Origin of the sequence: Martelella radicis (genome assembly GCF_014196625.1) — a bacterium.
Taxonomy (GTDB): Bacteria; Pseudomonadota; Alphaproteobacteria; order Rhizobiales; family Rhizobiaceae; genus Martelella; species Martelella radicis.
In genome coordinates, this window is sequence record NZ_JACIDZ010000002.1 from 80,203 (window position 1) to 100,149 (window position 19,947).

Here is a 19,947-nt window from a genome sequence, read left to right on the forward strand (position 1 = left end):
ATCAGCTCCTCTTGTCGCCGGCGTAGTAGACCCAGTGGCGCGATGACCAGAAGGCGATCAGCGTCAGGACCATGATGATGGCGAACATGACCCAGGCAATGGCCGAGGCATATCCCATGCGGAAGTTCTTGAAGGCCTCGTCATAGATGTAGAGCGGCAGCAGGTAGGTCGATTTCAGCGGGCCGCCATCGGTGATGATGTAGGGACCGTTGAATTCCTGGAAGGCCTGGACCGTTTGCATGATGAGGTTGAAGAAGATCACCGGCGTGATCAGCGGCAGGGTGATGAAGAAGAAGGTCTTCCACTTGCCGGCGCCGTCAATGGCGGCAGCCTCGTAGAGCGAGTTGTCGACGCTCTGAAGGGCGGCGAGGAAGATCACCATCGCCGAACCGAACTGCCACAGACGCAGCAGCGTGATCGTGAACAGCGCGTTGTTGGGATCGCCGAACCAGTTGACGCCCTGAAGGCCGATGCTTTCCAGCATCATGTTGATCAGGCCGACATCGGCAAAGAGATAGCGCCACAGCACCGCGATCGCGACCGAACCGCCAAGGATCGACGGCACGTAGAAGGCCGTGCGGAAGAAGTTGATGAACTTCAGCTTGTAGTTCAGGATCACCGCGATGAACAGCGCGAAGGCGAGCTTCAGCGGCACCGTCGAGAACACGTAGATCAGCGTCACCGACAGCGACTTGTTGAAGGTGCGGTCATGGGTGAACAGACGGATATAGTTCTTCAGGCCGACGAAATGCGGCGAGCTCATCAGCGAGTAGTCGGTGAAGGACAACACGAATGACGCAAGAAATGGCACTGCAGTGAAAAGCAGCAGGCCGATGATATATGGGGACAGATAAGCGAGCCCCATGAAACGATTTTCACCGCTCATGACCGCATTCCCGTTTGTTGGTTCCGGCAGGCGCGACTGACCCGTGGGAGCGCATCGCTACGGCTTGTCCGCCTTCAAGGCGGTGAGCTGAGGGCATGCGTAAAGGCAGCCGACCCCGAAGGGCAGCACGGATGTTGTTGTGTTCTGATTTGTGCATGGCGCTAAGGCGCAGGCGAGGGATAAACCCTAGAGGGTCTTGATTTTTCCCATACGAGCGACATCCTCCCAGATGTTTCTTGATGCGATACGCCTTTATTTCGGCGTTCCCACTGTTCATAATCATGTTTGGCCACAAATTTGGAATAGAGGGTTTCGGACAAAAGGATGGATAAAATCGAAGGTGGGGTTCTTGACGGTCTTGCGGTTAACGCCCTCAATCTGACGCTGACCCGTTCGACCATCAGAATGCTGCACACCTCGACCTGGACGGCCGACAAGGTCAACAAGGTGCATGACCTCGTCATCTGCCTGACGGGCAGGGCCGAATACGAGGTCGCCGGCGAGACCTTCGAGATGAAACCGGGCCGGGCCATGCTGATTCCGGCCGGAGAACGCTTCATCGGGCGCTCGACATCCGACGAGCTCTATACCGGCGTGGCCCAGCATTTCCGGGCCGAGGTCTTCGGCCGCATGGACCTGTTCGAACAGATGGACTGCCGGCTCTGGGTCGACTTCCCGCGATGGGAGATGATCGCACCGCTTGCCCGCCACTATCGCGAGACCGCGCCGCTGTCGTCCACCACCTTTGCCCAGCACCACATCTTCATGGTGCTGCTGATCGAGTTCGTCGAAGCCGCCTTCATTCGCTGGCGGCCGCAGCAGGATGTCGCCGTCAACAACCCGGACAGCCTGTCGCTTTCGGTCATGGTCGCCGCATCGCAGATCGCCGCCGACCCCTTGAGCCCGGACACGGTGGACCGCGTGCTTGGCTCGATCCCCTATAACCAGGATTATTTCCGCCGCGAGTTCAAGAAACAGGTCGGGCTCACGCCGCCGAAATATCAGGAGTTCAAGAGGATGGAGCGAGCGATGGCGCTGCTGGCCAGCGGCCAGACCGTGAAACAGGCCTCCGCCTTTGTCGGCTATGACGACAGCTATTATTTTTCGCGGATGTTCAAGCGCTATATCGGCGTCAGTCCGGCCGGCTACAAGATGCTGAACAAGCGCCACCAGGAAGGCGCCTTTCCCCGGCGCGAGGAAGACGGCATGGCCGTCTTCCCCCTGTTGCGCCAGGCGGAGTGAGCGTCAGACGGCCACCAGCGCGCCGCGCGCGCCGATCACCCGGGCCGAAAGCGCCGACCCCTGTTCCAGCGCCTCGACCAGCGGAGCGCCGGTCATCAGCGCGGCGATCAGTCCGGCATTGAAACTGTCGCCGGCCGCCGTCGTGTCCACGACGTTTTCCGAGGGCGTCGGCTTGAAGGTCACCGGACCGTCCGTCTCGTCCTCGGCATGGATCGTGTCGGGTCCGTTCTTGACGATCACGGTCTTCACGCCCGCGGCCCGGTACCTGGCGATCGTCGCCTCAGGGTTTTCATCGCCGAACACCGCGCCGTCCTCGTCGAAGGAGGGCAGGACGATGTCGCTGACGGCGGCCGCCTTCATGATCGTCTCCGCCATGACCTCGCGCGAGGGCCAGAGCCGGGCGCGCATGTTCGGATCGAAGGCGATGACCGTTCCCGCCGCGCGCGCTTCCGCCAGGAGGTCGAACAGGGTCTGGCGATGTTCTTCATTGACCACGGCCATGGTGATGCCGGAGAACAGCACGAGCCCCCTGCCCTTCAGCGCGGCGGATAGGACGTCCGGATCCTCGGCCAGAAGCTTTGCCGCCGACTGGCCGCGCCAGTAGGAAAAGCTGCGCTCGCCATTCTTCAGCGCGATCATGTAAAGCCCGACGGTGCGCTCGTCGATGCGACGGACAGATGAGGTGCCGACGCCGGCCTTCTCCATGAAGGTCAGCATCTCGTCTGAGACCGTGTCGGTTCCCGCGCCGGTGAAATAATCGACGGTGAAGTCATCGGGCAAGGTGCGGGCGAGGTACCAGGCGGAATTGAAGGTGTCGCCGGCAAAGCCGCGCGTATAGGCGCCGTCTTCGCGCGGGGCCATTTCGACCATGCATTCGCCGACACACAAAATGTTCTTGGGCAGGTTTTTCATTCGTCTTCCGTTTCGAAAAAGGCGGGATGCGAGACATTGATACGCTCGACGATCTTGGCAATTTGCGACAGGTGGCTCTTCATGGCGGCAACAGCCGCCCCAACGTCATGCACCTCTATCGCGTCAAGTATCCCGGCATGTTCGTGAAGCGCGCTTTCGGCGCCGAAGGACAGGCTGAGATACCGCACGCGATCCATATGCGCCTTGTGGTCGCGGATCAATGTCCAGGCATCGCCATGACCGGAAAGTTCGCAGATCTGCTTGTGGAACTCATCGTCAAGGGCGTGAAAGCCGGTCTTGTTCCCGGCCCGGACAGCGGCTTCCTGCGCGGCAATGTTATTCCGCAGGATATCGGCATCCTCCTTCGTGCAGCACCGCGCGGCGGCTTCCGCCGTCGCCAGTTCAAGTGCGCTGCGAATGAAATGGGCCTGCATCACCGCCTGCCTGGAAATGTGGGTCACAAGCGTCGCACGCTGCGGGCGGATGAGCAGGAAGCCCTGCTGCGACAGCCGGTAAAAGGCATCGCGCACGGGCTGGCGCGAGACGCCGAGAACGCGCGCGACTTCCACTTCCGAGAGCTTGGAGCCCGGCGGCAGTTCATTCTCGATGACCTGACGATAAAGGTGATCATAGACCAGATCGGTCACGGTCGGCTGGCGGGCCTGTTCAAGCGCCCCGATTTTTAATTTCCCGACCATTCATTCCTCCCATTGACAGGTTTCGCATACTAACATATTAGTTTTCGTAAGAAATGCAATCGCGCATTTCGACCATACAAAAAAACCCGATGCGGGAGGCTATGACATGCTCAACAAGGACCGGCTTTTTCCGACCGAACCGAAGACGCGGGACCTGGCGCGCGCGCTTTACAACGAAATCAGCACGCTCCCGATTGTCAGCCCGCACGGCCACACCGACCCCCGCTGGTACGCCGAGAACGAGCCCTTCCCGGATCCGGCAAAACTGTTCGTGGTTCCCGACCACTATGTCTTCCGCATGCTCTGCTCGCAAGGCGTGAAGCTGACCGATCTCGGCGTGCCGCGCGTCGACGGCGGCGAGACGGAAACCGACAGCCGCAAGATCTGGCGCCTCTTCGCCGAAAACTTCTACCTGCTGCGCGGCACGCCAAGCCGGGGCTGGCTGGAGCACTCCTTCGAGCATGTCTTCGGTCTTACAAAGCGCTTCGGTCCCGAGACGGCGGATGAGTTCTACGACCATATCGACGAATGCCTGCAGAAGCCGGAATTCCGCCCGCGCGCCCTGTTCGAACGCTTCAACATCGAAGTGATCGCGACCACGGAAAGCCCGCTTGATGATCTCAAATGGCACGCGATGATCAAGGATTCCGGCTGGACCGGCGGCAAGGTCGTCACCGCCTATCGTCCGGACCCGGTTGTCGACCCCGACTTCGAAGGCTTTGCCGAGAATATCGAGAAGTTCGGCGAACTGACCGGCCTCGACACCACCAATTACGACAACTATCTCGAAGCCCATCGCGTCCGCCGCGCCTTCTTCAAGAAGTTCGGCGCCACTTCGACCGACCACGGCCACCCCACGGCCCGCACCGAGGACCTGCCGAAGGCTGAAGCCGCCGCCCTATTCGCCAAGGCGCTGAAGGGCGAATGCACGGCCGAGGAAGCCGATGCCTTCCGCGGCCACATGCTGACCGAAATGGCCCGCATGAGTGTTGATGACGGCCTGGTGCTTCAGATCCACCCGGGCTCGACCCGCAACCATTCGGCTGAAGTCATGGCCCGCCACGGTCGCGACAAGGGCTTCGATATCCCCTCGCAGACCAATTACGTCGAGGCGCTGCGTCCGCTTCTGAATGCTGTAGGCATGGAGCCGGACCTGACCATCGTCCTGTTCACGCTCGACGAGACCGCCTATTCGCGCGAACTGGCTCCGCTTGCCGGCGTCTATCCCGCGCTCCGTCTCGGCCCGGCATGGTGGTTCCACGACAGCCCCGAGGGCATGCGCCGCTACCGTGAAATGGTCACGGAAACGGCAGGCTTCTACAATACAGTCGGCTTCAACGACGACACGCGTGCATTCTGCTCGATCCCCGCACGCCATGATGTCGCCCGCCGCGTCGACTGCGCCTTCCTGGCGACCCTCGTCGCCACCGGACGTCTCGATGAAGATGAGGCCCCGGAAGTCGCGCGCGACTTGACCTACAATCTGGTCAAGCGCGCATACCGGCTGTAGCCACAGCCATTTTCAAGCAGGGAGAGGACCTTATGAAAAGCTTGAAAGAACTGGGAATGGGAATTGCAACTGTCGCGATCGTCGCGGCAGGCGCCGTGTCGGCCAATGCGGCTGAAATGACACTGCGCTCGTCGGACACGCATCCGGCGGGCTATCCGACGGTGGTTGCCGTCGAATATATGGGAGAGCAGCTCGAAGCGTGCACAAACGGCAAGATCGGCATCGACGTGTACGATTCAGCCCAGCTCGGCGAGGAAAAAGACACGATCGAACAGGCCCGTTTCGGCGTCATCGACCTTCTGCGCGTGAGCCTCGGACCGTTCAACGGCCTGATCGAGGAAACCCAGATTCCGTCGCTGCCTTACATCTTCCGCTCCACCGACCATATGCACAATGTCATGGACGGCGAGATCGGCGATGAAATCCTGGCCGCCTTCGAACCCTATGGCCTTGTCGGCCTCGCCTTCTACGATGGCGGTTCGCGCTCCTTCTACAACCGCGAAAAGCCGATCACCTCGATGGAAGACCTGCAGGGCATGAAGTTCCGCGTCATGCAGTCCGATATCTTCGTCGACATGGTCAACGCGCTTGGCGCCAACGCCACGCCGATGCCCTATGGCGAGGTCTATTCCTCGATCCAGACCGGCGTTATCGACGGCGCTGAAAACAACTGGCCATCCTATGAAAGCTCCAGCCACTACGATGTTGCCCCCTACTACACGCTCGACCAGCACCTCATCGTGCCGGAAGTGCTGGTGATGTCGAAGGCGACCTGGGACAAGCTTTCGGCGGAAGACCAGAAGTGCGTGCGCGACACCGCCAAGGCTTCGGTCGCCTATCAGCGCGAGAAATGGGCTGAACGCGAGGCTGAATCCGAAGCGCTGGTGCGCGAATCGGGCGTCGAGGTCATCACCGACATCGACAAGACGCCGTTCATTGAAGCCATGGTCCCCGTCTACGAAAAGCATGTCACCAGCGAAAAGCTGAAGGACATGGTCAAGCGGGTTCAGGCCGTCCAGTAAGCACAATCAAGAACGCGGCGGCATGCCCCGCCGCGTTCTCTCCTTGGGGGAGTTGAAAAAGTGCAAGAGACAATGAAATCTGTAGCGCAGGTGCTTGGCGTCGTCGCCAGGATCGCGCTTTGGGGGGCGGCGATCGGACTGACCTTGATGACAGTCTTCATCGCCTGGCAGGTCTTCGGCCGTTACGTATTGAATTCCACACCGATCTGGACCGAACAGACATCCGTGCTGCTCATGGGCTGGTTCATCTTCCTCGGCGCCGCAGTCGGCATCCGCGAAGGCTACCACCTGAGCTTCGACATTCTCATCCACGTCATTCCGAAGAAGCTGAAGCTCACCTTCTTCACCATCTCGGATGCCTTCGTCATCGCCTTTTCCGTCGGCATGGTGGTCTACGGCTCGCAGCTCGTCATCGGCACCTGGAGTGCCACGACGCCTTCACTCGGCATCCCCGGCGGTATCGACTACCTGTCGCTCGTCTGCGGCGGTGTGTTGATGGCCATCTTCTCGCTCGAACGCATCGCGCGGCGCGCGGCCGGCCTTCCGACGGCCCGGTTCGGCGAAACCGACCTTTTCGACGAGGAGTAGGATCATGGAACTTATCGTCCTTTTCGGAACCTTCGTCGTCCTGCTTTTCATCGGAACGCCGGTCGCCTTCTGCCTCGGCATTTCGTCCTTCGCGACCATCCTTTACCTCGGCCTGCCGCCGCTCGTCGTCTTCCAGCGCCTGAATTCCGGCGTCTCGGTCTTCGCGTTGATGGCGATCCCGTTCTTCATCTATGCGGGCGAGATCATGGTGCGCGGCGGCATTGCCCGTCGGCTCGTGGCGCTTGCCGGTGCTGCCGTCGGCCATTTCCGCGGCGGCCTCGGCCAGGTCAACATCGCGGCCTCCGTTCTCTTCGGCGGTATTTCCGGCTCGGCCGCGGCCGACGCGTCTGCCATTGGCGGCCTGATGGTGCCGCAGATGAAGGAACGCGGCTATGACGCCGACTATGCGGTGAACATCACCGTCACCGCCGCCATGATCGCGCTGATGCTGCCGCCGTCCCACAACCTGATCATCTATTCGATCGCCGGCGGCGGACGCATCTCGATCGCCGACCTGTTCACGGCCGGCATCATTCCGGGCATCGTTCTGGCGCTGTCGCTGATGGTCGCCGCCTATCTGGTCGCCAAGAAACGCGGCTATCCGACCGAGGAATTCCCCGGTGCGAAGATGGCGTTCGCGCTGTTTCTTGACGCCATTCCCGGCCTGATCCTGATCGCGATCATCTTCGGCGGCGTCCGCTCGGGCATCTTCACTGCCTCGGAAAGCTCCAACATCGCCGTTGTCTATGCGCTGCTCTGCACGCTGTTCCTCTACAAGACGATGGACTTCAAGACCTTTGTCGACGTCACCGTCGGCGCGGTCAAGACGACGGCCATGGTGCTTCTGGTGATCGGTTCGGCCGCCTGCTTCGGCTGGCTGTTGGCTTATCTTCGGGTCCCCGCCAACATCGTTGCCTTCATGCAGACGATTTCGGAAAACCCGATCGTGATCATGCTGCTGATCAATGTGGCGCTCCTGATCCTCGGAACCTTCATGGACATGTCGCCGTTGATCGTCATCACCACGCCGATCTTCCTGCCGGTCGCCACCGCCTTTGGCGTCGATCCGGTGCAGTTCGGCGTGATCATGATCCTGAACCTCGGCATCGGGCTCTGCACGCCGCCCGTGGGTTCGGTTCTCTTCGTCGGCTGCGCCGTCGGCAAGATCCCGGTCACGCAGGCCATCAGAACCATCTGGCCGTTCTATTTCGCGGCCGTCTTCACCCTTCTCCTGGTAACCTACATCCCGGCACTCACGCTCTTCCTGCCGTCGCTGTTCCACTAGGAGTGAAGTTTGACCGGCAAGCCGGTCCGGAAAATGCCTCTCGCCGAAACCGGCGGGGGGCTCCAAACCTGGTCAAGGCCTTGAACCCAAAGCTGTTGGAGGCACTCGCGGTTCATGGCGACCAAGGCTTCACGTCCCAAGCGTGAGGCATTTTCAATCAAGTGAAGGAGACAACTATGCTGAATATCGAAATTCGCCACGCGATCGATCCGGTCACGGCGAGCACATTCGACACGAGCGAACTGCGCGAGCATTTCCAGACAAGCAATCTGTTCGTCCCCGGAGAAATCAACCTCATCTACACCCATTACGATCGCATGATCGTCGGCGGCGCGTGCCCGGCTGATGGCCCGCTGGAGCTCGATCACGTTGCGCCCTGCGGCACGGATTCGATCCTCGACCGTCGCGAAATGACGATCGTGAAGCTCGGCGGCCCGGGCAAGGTCACCTGCGATGCCGAATATGACATGGTCCATGGCGACATGCTCTATCTCGGCATGGGCGCCGGCAAGATCACCTTTTCGGGCGAAGGCCGTTTCTACATTCTCTCGGCCCCCGCGCACCAGACCTACCCCTCGCGCCTGATCAAGATTGCCGAAGCTGCGAATGTGACGCTGGGCGCTGCAGAGAACTGCAACGAGCGCACGATCTACCAGTTCGTCCATCCGGACGTGATGAAGTCCTGCCAGCTCGTCGTCGGCATGACCAAGCTGCAGAAGGGCTCGATCTGGAACACCATGCCGGCCCACGTTCACGACCGCCGTATGGAAGCCTATCTCTATATCGACCTCGATGAAGAAGCCCGCGTGTTCCACATGATGGGCGAGCCGGATGAAACCCGCCACCTGGTCCTGAAGAACGAGGAAGGCGCGATCTCGCCGCCCTGGTCGATCCATTGCGGCGCAGGCACGTCCAACTACACCTTCATCTGGGCAATGGCCGGCGACAACGTCAACTACAAGGACGTCGAAATGGTATCCATGGAGACGCTCAAGTAATGGCTATTTCTTTCTCTCTTGAAGGCAAGCGCGCGCTGGTGACAGGCGCCAACACCGGTATCGGCCAGGGCATCGCGATTGCCCTCGGCGCCGCTGGTGCGGAGGTTTTATGCACCAGCCATCAGGACAGCGATGAGACGGTCAAGATCATCAAGGACGCTGGCGGCAAGGCCGTCAGCGAGATCCTTGATCTTTCCGATCCGATGAATGGCAAGACGTTCATCGAGGCCTATGACAAGCCGATCGATATCCTGGTCAACAATGCGGGCCTGATCCGCCGCGATGACGCCGTCGACTTCACCGAGAAGGATTGGGACGACGTCATGGACATGAACGTCAAGGCGGTGTTCTTCACCTGCCAGGGCTTCGCCAGGAAGGTTCTTGAGCGCGGCGGCACCGGCAAGATCATCAACATCGCCTCGATGCTGTCCTTCCAGGGCGGCATTCGCATCCCCTCCTACACCGCATCGAAAAGCGGCGTGGCCGGCATCACCAAGCTGATGTGCAACGAGTGGGCGGCCAAGGGCATCAATGCGAACGCGATTGCGCCCGGCTATATCGCCACAAACAACACTGCCGCATTGCGCGCCGATGAAAAGCGCTCTGCGGAAATTCTTGGCCGGATTCCGGCCAATCGCTGGGGTGACCCGGCTGACCTGGGCGGCACTGCCGTCTTTCTTGCTTCGCCCGCGTCCGATTACATCAACGGGGCGATCCTTAATGTCGATGGAGGGTGGCTTGCCCGCTAATGCCGAAAGCCTTCCCCGGTTGAAACGTCCGGACGCGCCGCGTCCGGGCTCGGGGATTGTGCATCTGGGCCTGGGAGCGTTTTATCGCTCCCACGGCGCAATTTACTTTTATGAAGCAATGCAGAAGTCCGGTGGTGACTGGGGCATTGTCGGCGTCAATCTGATGACGCCGCCGAAACAGCGCGAGATCTTCGAGCCGCAGGGCTTTGCCTATACGGCCGTCTCGCTCGCGCCGGAAGGCATCGAGCCGCAGGTTATCCCTGTGCTGAACGATGTGCTTGATGCGCCGGACGATCCGGAAGCCGTCCTCTCCCTGATGGCCGATCCGAAGATCAAGATCGTCACCTCCACGGTGACCGAAAAGGGCTATTGCCACTTCCCCTCGACCGGCAAGCTCAACCGCGAACATCCCTTCATCATTGAAGACCTGAAGGACCCGAACAAGCCGAAATCGGCACTCGGTTACATCGTCCGCGCGCTGGACCGCCGCCGCAAGGCCGGCATTCGCCCGTTCACCATGATGAGCTCCGACAACCTGCCGAACAACGGCCATGTCGTCCACGCCGTCGTCGTCGAACTGGCCGGCATGATCGATCCCGAGTTGCAGGCCTGGATCGAGAAGGAAGTCACCTTCCCCTGCACCATGATCGACCGCATCGTGCCGGCGACCAAGCCGGAAGACATCGAGCGCGTCGCGCAGCTCACCGGCGTCTACGATCCGGTTCCGGTGATGCACGAGCCCTTCCGCCAGTGGGTTGTCGAAGACAAGTTCGTCGATAGCGAGCGTCCGGATATCGGCGCGGTCGGCGCCCAGGTCGTCGAGGACGTGACCCCGTTCGAGCACATGAAGCTTCGCTGCCTCAACGGCACGCATTCCTCGATTTCCTATCTCGGCTATCTGGCCGGCAAGGAAACGATCTATGACACGGTTTCCGACACGGTATTTGCGGCCTACTGCAAGTTCCTGTGGGAGAAGGAAATCATTCCCGCCGTTGATGCGCCTCCCGGCGTCAGCCTCGAGGAATACACCGCTGCCCTGTTCGAGCGCTATTCCAACCCGTCGATCCGCCACCTGACATGGCAGATCGCCATGGACGGTTCGCAGAAACTGCCGCAGCGCATTCTCGAGACGGTTCAGGAAGACCTCGACGCCGGTCGCCCGGTCAAGGGCCTTTCGCTCGCGATCGCGGCCTGGATGCGTTACGTCGGCGGCGTCGACGAACGCGGCAATCCGATCGACGTGCGCGATCCGCTCGCCGAGAAGTTCAAGGCGCTTTCCGATGCCGGCGCAACGCCGCGCGACAAGGTCGAGGCGCTGGTCGGCGTTTCTGACGTGTTCCCCAAGGCGCTGCAGGACAACAAGGACTTCGTGGAAGGCCTCGTTGCCGCCTATGAGGGCCTCGTCGAAAAAGGCGCCCGCGCCATGGCCGAGGCCGTGGTAAAGTAATCCGGGATCAAGGCGCCGGTCCGCCGGCGCCTTTTCCACGCATATGCATTTTTCCAAAGGAGCTACCGTGGCTGAACTCTGTCTCAAACTTCACCCCAAGGACACGGTGTCCATCCTCGCCGGGCGCGCCGACAAGGGTGATACGCCGCTCGGCTTCGGCGTGCCGCTCGAAGCGCCCGTGACCCGTGGCCACAAGATTGCCAATACCGACATTCCCGAAGGCGGCGGCATCTTCAAGTTCGGCCAGTTGATCGGCTATGCCGCACGCGACATCAAGGCCGGCGAGCACGTGCATGTGCACAACTGCACCTTCGGCGACCATGGCCGCGATTACGAGATCGGCGCCGATCTGGAAGCCGCCAGGGCCGCCATCCCCGAAGTCGCGCCCCGCACCTTCATGGGCTATCGCCGCGCCGACGGCTCCGCCGGCACGCGCAACTACATTGCCATCTGCGGAACGGTGAACTGTTCGGCGACGGTGATCCGTCGCGCCGCCGACATCATCAACCATTCCGGCATTCTCGACAAATACCCGCATGTCGACGGCGTTGCCGCCTTTGCCCATGGCACCGGCTGCGGCATGGCCAATTCCGGCCCCGGCTTCGACAATCTGCAGCGCGTTCTCTGGGGCTATGCGACGCATCCGAATGTGGGCGCGGCGCTTTTCGTCGGCCTTGGCTGCGAGCAGATGCAGCTTGCCCGCATGCGCGAGATCCATGGCGAGATGGACGAAAGCCGTTTCTTCATGATGACCATCCAGGAGAACGGCGGCACGCAGAAATCGATCGACAAGATCGTCGACCACATCAAGGCACTCCTGCCGAAGGTCGATGAGGCGCGCCGGGTGGAGATACCGGTTTCCGAGCTGAAACTTGCCCTGCAATGCGGCGGTTCCGACGGCTTTTCCGGCATCACCGCCAATCCCGCGCTCGGCATCGCTTCCGACCTTCTCGTCGGCATGGGCGGCACGGTCGTGCTATCGGAAACGCCGGAAATCTACGGCGCCGAGCAGCTTCTACTGCGCCGCGCGGCCAGCAAAGAGGTGGCCGAGAAGCTTCTCGCCCGCATCAAGTGGTGGGAGGAGTATACCGAAGTCAATCACGGCTCGATGGACAACAACCCCTCGCCCGGCAACAAGCAGGGCGGACTGACCACCATTCTGGAAAAATCCCTCGGCGCGGTCGCCAAGGCCGGCAGCACGCCGCTGATGGATGTTCTCGAATATGGCGAGCAGATCCGCGAAAAGGGCCTCCTGTTCATGGATACGCCCGGATATGACCCGGTTTCCGCCACCGGCCAGATCGCCGGCGGGGCGCAGATCCTCTGCTTCACCACGGGACGCGGCTCGGCCTTCGGTTCCAAGCCGACGCCGACGGTCAAGGTCGCGACCAACTCCGCGCTCTATGCCTCCATGCCCGACGACATGGACCTCAACTGCGGCGACATCCTCTCCGACGGCGCGGACCTTCACAAGAAAGGCGAGGAACTGCTCGACTATCTGATCGCCACCGCCTCGGGCCAGAAGACCAAGTCGGAAGCGCTCGGCCTCGGCGACAACGAGTTCGTGCCGTGGCAGGTCGGCGCGACGATGTAGTCCGACGCCACACCCAAACGTTTTTCAGAGAGGCCGGATGCCGCGAGGCATCCGGCCTTTTTTCGTCCTTGTTTGAGGAAGATAGCGGATCTCAACGCCCGCTGAAGCTCGTATTCTGCCCGCGCCGAAGAACTGTATGCGTTATATTCAGCTAACATTCAGAAATGAACATCTATCAAGAATCATCCGTTTTCGAGCGTGAATACAGTAACTTAAGAAATCTTGCCTATTTTAGTAAAGTATCTTGCGCGCAATCATTCCGCGTGTCATAGAGAGAATAGACGGACAGGAAAGGGCATCACATGACCGTAACCAATGCTGGCGCCATGGCGCCGCAGCTCAATGAACTCCTGAATGGCGAGATGGAAGCCGCCCGCTTCTATTTCCAGGCCGCTGCATGGTGCAACCAGCGCAACATGGCCGGTTGCCAGAGTTTCCTTCTCGGCCATGCCAATGAGGAACTCGACCATATGCGCCGCTTCCTCGCCTACCTGTTCGACCTCGATTTCGCGGTGAAGATCGCCGAGATGGAGGCCCCCGAGATCAAGGCCGAAACGCCGCGCGAAATGTTCGCCGCCATTCTGGAAACCGAAAAGCAGGTGACCCGCAACATCTATGCGGCAACCACCCGCGCGGAAGAGGAAGGCGATCACGCCACCTTCGAATTCCTGCAGTGGTTCGTGCGCGAGCAGCGCGAAGAAGAAACGCTTTTCAGCGATATCCTCGACAAGATCGACCTGATCGGCGATGGGCCGCACGCCAAGTACTTCATTGATCGCGAGATCGCGGCCATGGGGCAGAAATGAGCAACGATCCAACCATGGAGACGCTCCGCGAGGGCCGGATCGTCTCGCTTGAAAGCCTCCAGCCCGGCGAAAGCGGCATTGTCGAAATCGTCGAGGCCGGAAGTTTCGAGAACGGGCTTTCGGTGCGCCTCAGGGCCCTCGGCCTTTCAAGCCCGCACCAGGTCTCCATGGTCAGACGCGCCTGGTTCGGCGGGCCGCTTGTCGTGCGCGCCGGCAAGGCGACGGAAATCGCGATCCGCCGCACGGAGGCCGAACTGGTCAAGGTGCGCAAGATCGAAGACTGATTGAAGACAGAAGCGGCGCGACGAACGCGCCGGCTATCCAGAATACAAAGAATGCCGGAAACGGCGCGCGGGTCAAAACCGAGCACACTGCAAACACCGGCGGGCGGAGCCTTTCCGCCGGCCCAAGCTCCGGAAGACGCCATGTCTCATTGTTCGCCGGCAGAAGCCAATCTCGACCTGAACGACGTTCCCCGCATCGCCATGATCGGCCAGCCGAATACCGGCAAGTCGATGCTCTATAACCGCATCACCGGCGCCAGCGCCTATGTCGGCAACTGGCCGGGCATCACGGTCTCGCTCTCCAATGCGCGCGTCAAACTCGGCGGCAAGACGCTGGAATTCGTCGATCTTCCCGGCATTTACGACCTCGAGGGCTTTTCCGAGGACGAGACCGTCGTCGCCGATTTCCTCAAGACCTATCCCGTCGATCTCGTCATCATCGTCATCAATGCCAGCCAGATCGACCGCCAGATCCTGATGCCGCTGCAGGTCAAGCAGCTCGGACTTCCCGCCGTCGTCATGCTGAACATGGCCGACGAGGCGCGCAAGAACGGCATCGAGATCGATACGGAAGCGCTGTCCGCCCGCCTCGGCCTGCCGGTGCACCTGATCAGCGCCAAATATGGCGAGGGCTATCCCAAGGCGATCGACAGCGTCAGCACAATGCTCGACGGACGAAAGGAAGAGCCGCCGGTTCTGGCCGATTACGAAGCGCTGCGCACCACGCTGATGACCGACGAGACGCTTGCCGAAACGCTTTCCGGCGCCGTCGTCTATCCCGAAGCGCCGCCGCAGACGACCACCCAGAAGCTCGACCGTGTCCTGCTTCACCCGGTTTTCGGCCTGCCGCTGTTCTTCGCGGTCATGCTGTTCGTCTTCTATATCGTCTGGTCCATCGGCCTGCCCTCGCAGGACTGGGTCGGCTTCATCACCGACTGGATCCAGAACCGCATCCTCGAACCGGTGCTGAGCCTCGGACCGGGCTGGCTGCGAAACTTCGTCATCAACGGCATCTGGCTGGGCGTTGCCACCGTCGCCTCCTTCGTGCCGCTGATCATGCTGTTCTTCTTCTGCATGGCGGCGGTGGAAGACAGTGGCTACCTCTCGCGCGCGGCCTATCTGATGGACACATGGATGCGCCGCATCGGCCTCGACGGGCGGTCCTTCGTCATGCAGATGATGGGTTTCGGCTGCAACGTGCCGGCGCTGATGGGCACGCGGGTGATGCGCTCGCAGCCGCTCCGGCTGCTCTCCATGCTGATCATCCCGTTCTCGCTCTGCTCGGCGCGCCTGGCGGTGTTCGTCTTCATCATCGCCGCCGTCTTCCCGCCCGCCCAAGGCCCATTCGTCCTGTTTTCCTTCTACGTCATCTCGTTTGCCGCGGCCTTCCTCGCCGCCGCGATCTTTTCGCGCTCGAAGCAGTTCAGGAATACCGAGCCCTTCGTGCTGGAACTGCCGCCCTACCGGGTGCCGACGCTTCGCCAGGTCTGGCTGCGCGGCTATGGCGAGCTCAGGGAATTCCTGCACCGGGCGACGAATTTCATCATTATCGGCACGATTGCCGTCTGGTTCCTGACCAATTTTCCGACCGATGCCACCGGGCTCGAGACCTGGGGCGGCAAGCTCGGCGAGCTTCTCCAGCCGGTCATGGCCCCGATCGGGATCAACCCCTATCTGACGCTGGCGCTGATCTTCGGCTTCATCGCCAAGGAAGTGGTGATCGGGTCGCTGTCGACGATCTACGCCATGTCTTCCGGCCTCGTCGCCCACCAGATCGCCGTCTCGGTCTCGCCTGCGGCCGCCTATTCCTTCTGCCTGTTCTGCCTGCTCTACACGCCCTGCCTGACGACGGTGGCAACGGTAAAGGCGGAAAGCCGGTCCTGGGGCTTCATGATCTTCTCGCTGATCTTTTCGCTCCTCTATGCCTGGGTGATCGCCTTCCTGTTCTACCAGGGCGCCCTGCTGCTGGGCTTCAAATAGGAGAGAACGGATGCGCCATTTCAGGGAAAACAAGACACTCATCGCGGCCGGCGGCATTTTCTTGATCATCGTCATCTCGGCGCTGACCTTCCTCAAGCCAAAGGGCATGCACGACCCGGCCGCGCGTTACGACCAGTTGCGCGCCTATCTGCAAAGCGGCGATTTTCGCGCCGCCAATACGGAAGCCTCCGAAATCACGCTGGTGCTTGCCGGGCGCACCAATGAGGGCTGGCTCGGTGTCGAGGATGTCGAACGCCTGCCCTGCGCCGACATCGCCTATATGGACATGCTGTTCTCCGAGGCCTCCGGCGGCCGGTTCGGCCTGACGGCCCAGCGCCAAGTGCTGGACGACCTTCCGGAAACGACACCCGACGGCGTGCTGCTCTCCTCCGCGCCGGAAGCGCTGGTAGCCTTCGGCGATGCCGTCGGCTGGCGCGAGAACGGTGCCTGGATCAGCTATGATGACATGCGCTTTTCGCCGGCGGACGCACCGAAGGGCCACCTGCCGGTGTTCAAGCCGAGGGACGGCATCCGCATTCCCTTCAAGTCCCGCGATGGCCGGCCGCAAAGGGGCGGCGCGCTTTACGACCTTCTGACTTCGCGGCTTGAAACCTGCCGGCCCGAGATCGCTGGATAAGGGCGAAGCCGGCCTGACTTATCGTTGGCCGCTCCCAGTCCTTCAGCCCCTGCCACAAAACATTCTCTTTCGTTTTCGTCAAAAAATGTGTATGAGCGCGGCAAGTGTAACAGGCGCCTCCCAATTGGCAGCGGTCCTCCCACCGTTGCGACATGCCCGCGCCCAGCCCCAGAGATCGATAAAAATGGCACTTCGCAATATCGCGATCATCGCGCACGTTGACCATGGCAAGACGACGCTCGTTGACGAGCTCCTGAAGCAGTCCGGCGCCTTCCGCGAAAACCAGCGCGTCGATGAGCGCGTGATGGACAGCAACGACCTCGAGAAGGAACGCGGCATCACCATTCTCGCCAAGGCGACCTCGGTCGTCTGGAAGGATACCCGCATCAACATCGTCGACACCCCCGGCCACGCCGATTTCGGCGGCGAGGTTGAGCGCATCCTCTCCATGGTGGATGGCGCGATCGTTCTGGTGGACGCAGCCGAGGGCCCGATGCCGCAGACCAAGTTCGTGGTCGGCAAGGCGCTGAAGGTCGGCCTCAAGCCGATCGTCGCCATCAACAAGATCGACCGCCCTGATGCCCGCGCCGATGAAGTCGTCAACGAGGTCTTCGACCTGTTTGCCGCGCTCGACGCCACCGACGAACAGCTCGATTTCCACATTCTTTACGGCTCCGGCCGCGCCGGCTGGATGAACACCGCGCCGGAAGGTCCGCAGGACCAGGGCCTCGGCCCGTTGCTCGACCTCGTCGTCGAGCATGTTCCCGCGCCGAAGGTTGCCGAAGGCCCGTTCAAGATGATCGGCACGCTGCTGGAGGCCAACCCCTATCTCGGCCGCATCATTACCGGCCGCGTCTTCTCAGGGTCGATCAAGCCGAACCAGCCGGTCAAGGTCCTCTCGCAAGACGGCAAGACGGTTGAAACCGGCCGTGTCTCGAAGATCCTCGCCTTCCGCGGCATCGAGCGCCAGCCGATCGACGAAGCGCAGGCGGGCGACATCATCGCCATTGCCGGCCTTTCCAAGGGCACGGTTGCAGACACGTTCTGCGATCCCTCCGTGACCGAGCCGCTTCAGGCCCAGCCGATCGATCCGCCGACAGTGACCATGTCCTTCATCGTCAATGACAGTCCGCTTGCCGGCACCGAAGGCGACAAGGTGACGAGCCGCGTCATCCGCGACCGGCTGATGAAGGAAGCGGAAGGCAATGTCGCGCTGAAGATCGAGGAAGCCGAGGGCAAGGATAGTTTTTATGTGTCCGGTCGCGGCGAACTCCAGCTTGCCGTGCTGATCGAAACCATGCGCCGCGAAGGCTTCGAGATTGCCGTTTCGCGTCCGCGCGTGGTCATGCACAAGGACGAGGAAACCGGCCAGTTGATGGAACCGGTCGAGGAAGTCGTCATCGACGTCGATGAGGAACATTCCGGCGTCGTCGTGCAGAAGATGGCCGAGCGCAAGGGCGAGATGGTCGAGCTGCGTCCCTCGGGCGGCGACCGTGTTCGTCTGGTGTTCTTTGCCCCGACGCGCGGCCTGATCGGCTACCAGTCGGAGCTTTTGACCGACACGCGCGGCACGGCGATCATGAACCGCCTGTTCCACAACTACCAGCCCTTCAAGGGCGAGATCGGCGGCCGCAACCAGGGCGTTCTCCTGTCCAACCAGGCCGGCGAGGCCGTGGCCTACGCGATGTTCAACCTTGAGGATCGCGGTCCCATGATCATCGAGCCCGGCGACAAGGTCTATGCCGGCATGATCGTCGGCATCCATACCCGCGACAACGACCTCGAGGTCAACGTGCTGAAGGGCAAGCAGCTGACCAATATCCGCTCGGCCGGCAAGGACGAAGCGGTGAAATTGACCCCGCCGATCCGCATGACGCTCGACCGCGCCCTGTCGTGGATCCAAGACGACGAACTGATGGAAGTGACGCCGAAGTCGATCCGCCTCAGGAAGCTCTATCTCGACTCCAACGAGCGCAAGCGGTTTGAGAAGACCCGCGCTGCGGGCTGAGCAATCATCAATTCCCGAACGAACGAACCCGGCCATCGCAGCCGGGTTCTTTTTTTCTGCAATGAGTCAGACCTGCGCCAAACCGCCGTCGACGAAGACTTCGCTTCCGGTCATGAAACTGCTGTCGTCGGATGCCAGCAACATCGCCGCTGCGGCAATCTCGGACGCATCGGCGACCCTGCCAAGCGGCGTCTGTTCGGCAAAGGCGGCGAACATGGCCTCTTTTTCGACCCCGGCCGAAGACGCCACACCCTCGAGCCCCGGTGTTTGTGTCGATCCGGGAGAGAGAACGTTGACGCGGATGCCCGTTCCCTTGAGATCAAGTGCCCATGAACGCGCGAAATTGCGGATCGCCGCTTTTGTTGCGCTGTAGACGCTGAAGGCCGGCGTGCCCATTATCCCGGTGGTCGAGCCGGTCAGGATAATGGTTCCGCCGGCATTCATCAGCGGCAATCCCTTTTGTACCGTGAAGACCATGCCTCGGACATTGATCCCAAAAGCGTGGTCGAACTGTTCCGGCGTGATGCTGCCGAGCGGCGCCACATCGCCAACACCGGCATTGGCGAAGAGAATGTCGATGCGCCCGACTTCGTCATCGATGGTGGCATAGATCCGGTCCAACTCGTCGAGCTTTGCGACATCCCCCTGGATGGCGCGCGCTCCGTGCCCGATTTCAGCCACGGCTGCATCGAGTGCCGCCTGTCGACGTCCCGTGATATAGACGGTGGCCCCTTCTGCGGCAAAACGCTTTGCGCTGGCAAGTCCAATACCGGTCGAGCCGCCGGTGATCACAGCGATCTTGTTTTTCAATCTCATCTCAGTGTCTCCAGTTTTAGATGGGAGACATCTGGTCTTCCACTTGCCTTTTCTCTAGTATGAACCATTTGGTAAGTAGCAAGATTTTGTCTGGAGAGAGATATTGCGCGACACCACTCAAACCTTCACCTGCGGCCTGCATGCGGCGCTGGCTCTGATCGGTTCCAAATGGAAACCGCTCATTCTCAACTTTCTCGGTCAGAAGACATGCCGCTATGGCGAGCTCAGGCGCAGCGTACGCGACGCGAGTGACAAGGTCCTGATACAGCATCTAAAAGAGCTGGAGGCCGATGGGCTGATCCTGCGCACTGATTTCGGCGAGGTGCCGCCGCGGGTCGAATACTCGCTGACGCCGTTCGGCGCGAGCCTCGTTCAGACGCTCGAGCCCTTATGCGCTTGGGGTGAAGAAAACCGGGCTTCGATAGAGGCCTCCATGTCAAACCGCAAAACCACCCGCATTCCTCTCAACCACACAACGCCTTGAC

19 protein-coding genes are annotated in these 19,947 nt (G+C 61.1%); 15 read left to right on the forward strand and 4 right to left on the reverse strand.

The window, feature by feature from the left end:
• Position 1 precedes the first annotated feature (1 nt).
• A complete protein-coding gene (locus GGR30_RS03935) occupies positions 2 to 886 on the reverse strand; it encodes a carbohydrate ABC transporter permease (RefSeq protein ID WP_183482795.1) in 885 nt (294 codons plus the stop codon).
• A 324-nt stretch (positions 887 to 1,210) separates the two neighbouring features.
• On the opposite strand from GGR30_RS03935, the gene GGR30_RS03940 reads away from it, so the two are divergent.
• The gene (locus tag GGR30_RS03940; RefSeq protein WP_183482797.1) at positions 1,211 to 2,128 is read left to right on the forward strand and encodes an AraC family transcriptional regulator; all 918 of its coding nucleotides are present in this window, start codon (positions 1,211 to 1,213) and stop codon (positions 2,126 to 2,128) included.
• 3 nt (positions 2,129 to 2,131) lie between these two features.
• On the opposite strand, the gene GGR30_RS03945 is transcribed toward GGR30_RS03940, so the two are convergent.
• Together GGR30_RS03945 and GGR30_RS03950 are read right to left on the reverse strand one after the other, a co-directional pair.
• The gene (locus GGR30_RS03945) at positions 2,132 to 3,040 is read right to left on the reverse strand and encodes a sugar kinase (protein ID WP_183482799.1); all 909 of its coding nucleotides are present in this window, start codon (positions 3,038 to 3,040) and stop codon (positions 2,132 to 2,134) included.
• Positions 3,037 to 3,738, reverse strand: a complete 702-nt coding sequence (locus tag GGR30_RS03950; RefSeq protein ID WP_183482801.1) for a GntR family transcriptional regulator — start codon at positions 3,736 to 3,738, stop codon at positions 3,037 to 3,039. The genes GGR30_RS03945 and GGR30_RS03950 overlap by 4 nt, the downstream gene beginning before the upstream one ends.
• Before the next feature lie 106 nt (positions 3,739 to 3,844).
• Here GGR30_RS03950 and uxaC point away from each other — a divergent pair, with 106 nt between their 5' ends.
• The 13 genes from uxaC to typA all read left to right on the forward strand — a co-directional run bounded on the left by uxaC (position 3,845) and on the right by typA (position 18,646).
• Positions 3,845 to 5,248 carry a glucuronate isomerase gene (gene uxaC / locus GGR30_RS03955; RefSeq protein ID WP_183482803.1) on the forward strand — a complete coding sequence of 468 codons (1,404 nt, stop codon included), beginning with the start codon at positions 3,845 to 3,847 and terminating at the stop codon, positions 5,246 to 5,248.
• A gap of 56 nt (positions 5,249 to 5,304) precedes the next feature.
• A complete protein-coding gene (locus GGR30_RS03960) occupies positions 5,305 to 6,270 on the forward strand; it encodes a TRAP transporter substrate-binding protein (RefSeq protein WP_246413593.1) in 966 nt (321 codons plus the stop codon).
• A gap of 72 nt (positions 6,271 to 6,342) precedes the next feature.
• Positions 6,343 to 6,858: a TRAP transporter small permease gene (locus tag GGR30_RS03965; RefSeq protein ID WP_183482808.1), complete on the forward strand. Its 516-nt coding sequence runs from the start codon at positions 6,343 to 6,345 to the stop codon at positions 6,856 to 6,858.
• Between the two features lie 4 nt (positions 6,859 to 6,862).
• Positions 6,863 to 8,143 (forward strand): TRAP transporter large permease, encoded by a 1,281-nt coding sequence (locus GGR30_RS03970; protein WP_183482810.1) that lies wholly within the window; start codon positions 6,863 to 6,865, stop codon positions 8,141 to 8,143.
• A 176-nt stretch (positions 8,144 to 8,319) separates the two neighbouring features.
• Positions 8,320 to 9,141 carry a 5-dehydro-4-deoxy-D-glucuronate isomerase gene (gene kduI, locus GGR30_RS03975; protein WP_183482812.1) on the forward strand — a complete coding sequence of 274 codons (822 nt, stop codon included), beginning with the start codon at positions 8,320 to 8,322 and terminating at the stop codon, positions 9,139 to 9,141.
• Complete coding sequence (kduD, locus tag GGR30_RS03980; RefSeq protein WP_183482814.1) at positions 9,141 to 9,890, forward strand: 2-dehydro-3-deoxy-D-gluconate 5-dehydrogenase KduD; 750 nt, start codon at positions 9,141 to 9,143, stop codon at positions 9,888 to 9,890. The genes kduI and kduD overlap by 1 nt, the downstream gene beginning before the upstream one ends.
• Positions 9,868 to 11,337: a mannitol dehydrogenase family protein gene (locus tag GGR30_RS03985; RefSeq protein ID WP_183483415.1), complete on the forward strand. Its 1,470-nt coding sequence runs from the start codon at positions 9,868 to 9,870 to the stop codon at positions 11,335 to 11,337. Before kduD ends, GGR30_RS03985 begins: the two co-directional genes overlap by 23 nt.
• A 67-nt stretch (positions 11,338 to 11,404) precedes the next feature.
• Positions 11,405 to 12,931 carry a UxaA family hydrolase gene (locus tag GGR30_RS03990; RefSeq protein WP_343066466.1) on the forward strand — a complete coding sequence of 509 codons (1,527 nt, stop codon included), beginning with the start codon at positions 11,405 to 11,407 and terminating at the stop codon, positions 12,929 to 12,931.
• A 302-nt stretch (positions 12,932 to 13,233) separates the two neighbouring features.
• Positions 13,234 to 13,737, forward strand: coding sequence for a ferritin (locus tag GGR30_RS03995; RefSeq protein WP_246413558.1), 504 nt, complete (start codon positions 13,234 to 13,236; stop codon positions 13,735 to 13,737).
• Positions 13,734 to 14,021 carry a FeoA family protein gene (locus GGR30_RS04000; RefSeq protein ID WP_183482817.1) on the forward strand — a complete coding sequence of 96 codons (288 nt, stop codon included), beginning with the start codon at positions 13,734 to 13,736 and terminating at the stop codon, positions 14,019 to 14,021. The genes GGR30_RS03995 and GGR30_RS04000 overlap by 4 nt, the downstream gene beginning before the upstream one ends.
• Before the next feature lie 141 nt (positions 14,022 to 14,162).
• Positions 14,163 to 16,001 carry a ferrous iron transport protein B gene (feoB, locus tag GGR30_RS04005; protein WP_183482819.1) on the forward strand — a complete coding sequence of 613 codons (1,839 nt, stop codon included), beginning with the start codon at positions 14,163 to 14,165 and terminating at the stop codon, positions 15,999 to 16,001.
• Positions 16,002 to 16,011: 10 nt separating this feature from the next.
• A complete protein-coding gene (locus GGR30_RS04010) occupies positions 16,012 to 16,638 on the forward strand; it encodes a GUN4 domain-containing protein (protein WP_183482821.1) in 627 nt (208 codons plus the stop codon).
• 184 nt (positions 16,639 to 16,822) lie between these two features.
• Positions 16,823 to 18,646, forward strand: a complete 1,824-nt coding sequence (gene typA, locus GGR30_RS04015; RefSeq protein WP_183482823.1) for a translational GTPase TypA — start codon at positions 16,823 to 16,825, stop codon at positions 18,644 to 18,646.
• Positions 18,647 to 18,712: 66 nt separating this feature from the next.
• On the opposite strand, the gene GGR30_RS04020 is transcribed toward typA, so the two are convergent.
• Positions 18,713 to 19,462 carry an SDR family NAD(P)-dependent oxidoreductase gene (locus GGR30_RS04020; protein ID WP_183482825.1) on the reverse strand — a complete coding sequence of 250 codons (750 nt, stop codon included), beginning with the start codon at positions 19,460 to 19,462 and terminating at the stop codon, positions 18,713 to 18,715.
• Between the two features lie 103 nt (positions 19,463 to 19,565).
• Between GGR30_RS04020 and GGR30_RS04025 the strand changes: the two genes are divergently transcribed.
• Positions 19,566 to 19,946 (forward strand): winged helix-turn-helix transcriptional regulator, encoded by a 381-nt coding sequence (locus GGR30_RS04025; RefSeq protein ID WP_210287933.1) that lies wholly within the window; start codon positions 19,566 to 19,568, stop codon positions 19,944 to 19,946.
• The last annotated feature ends 1 nt before the right edge of the window (position 19,947 follow it).

Excerpts from the sequence above, each read along its gene's own strand:
- GGR30_RS03995 (WP_246413558.1), top strand. The coding sequence starts at position 13,234 with ATGACCGTAACCAATGCTGGCGCCATGGCGCCGCAGCTCAATGAACTC.
- feoB (WP_183482819.1), top strand. The coding sequence starts at position 14,163 with ATGTCTCATTGTTCGCCGGCAGAAGCCAATCTCGACCTGAACGACGTT.
- GGR30_RS04000 (WP_183482817.1), top strand. The coding sequence starts at position 13,734 with ATGAGCAACGATCCAACCATGGAGACGCTCCGCGAGGGCCGGATCGTC.
- GGR30_RS03950 (WP_183482801.1), bottom strand. The coding sequence starts at position 3,738 with ATGGTCGGGAAATTAAAAATCGGGGCGCTTGAACAGGCCCGCCAGCCG.
- typA (WP_183482823.1), top strand. The coding sequence starts at position 16,823 with ATGGCACTTCGCAATATCGCGATCATCGCGCACGTTGACCATGGCAAG.
- GGR30_RS03935 (WP_183482795.1), bottom strand. The coding sequence starts at position 886 with ATGAGCGGTGAAAATCGTTTCATGGGGCTCGCTTATCTGTCCCCATAT.
- GGR30_RS03945 (WP_183482799.1), bottom strand. The coding sequence starts at position 3,040 with ATGAAAAACCTGCCCAAGAACATTTTGTGTGTCGGCGAATGCATGGTC.
- GGR30_RS03985 (WP_183483415.1), top strand. The coding sequence starts at position 9,868 with ATGGAGGGTGGCTTGCCCGCTAATGCCGAAAGCCTTCCCCGGTTGAAA.
- kduI (WP_183482812.1), top strand. The coding sequence starts at position 8,320 with ATGCTGAATATCGAAATTCGCCACGCGATCGATCCGGTCACGGCGAGC.
- GGR30_RS04010 (WP_183482821.1), top strand. The coding sequence starts at position 16,012 with ATGCGCCATTTCAGGGAAAACAAGACACTCATCGCGGCCGGCGGCATT.
- kduD (WP_183482814.1), top strand. The coding sequence starts at position 9,141 with ATGGCTATTTCTTTCTCTCTTGAAGGCAAGCGCGCGCTGGTGACAGGC.
- GGR30_RS03965 (WP_183482808.1), top strand. The coding sequence starts at position 6,343 with ATGAAATCTGTAGCGCAGGTGCTTGGCGTCGTCGCCAGGATCGCGCTT.
- GGR30_RS03940 (WP_183482797.1), top strand. The coding sequence starts at position 1,211 with ATGGATAAAATCGAAGGTGGGGTTCTTGACGGTCTTGCGGTTAACGCC.
- uxaC (WP_183482803.1), top strand. The coding sequence starts at position 3,845 with ATGCTCAACAAGGACCGGCTTTTTCCGACCGAACCGAAGACGCGGGAC.
- GGR30_RS03970 (WP_183482810.1), top strand. The coding sequence starts at position 6,863 with ATGGAACTTATCGTCCTTTTCGGAACCTTCGTCGTCCTGCTTTTCATC.
- GGR30_RS03960 (WP_246413593.1), top strand. The coding sequence starts at position 5,305 with ATGGGAATTGCAACTGTCGCGATCGTCGCGGCAGGCGCCGTGTCGGCC.
- GGR30_RS04020 (WP_183482825.1), bottom strand. The coding sequence starts at position 19,462 with ATGAGATTGAAAAACAAGATCGCTGTGATCACCGGCGGCTCGACCGGT.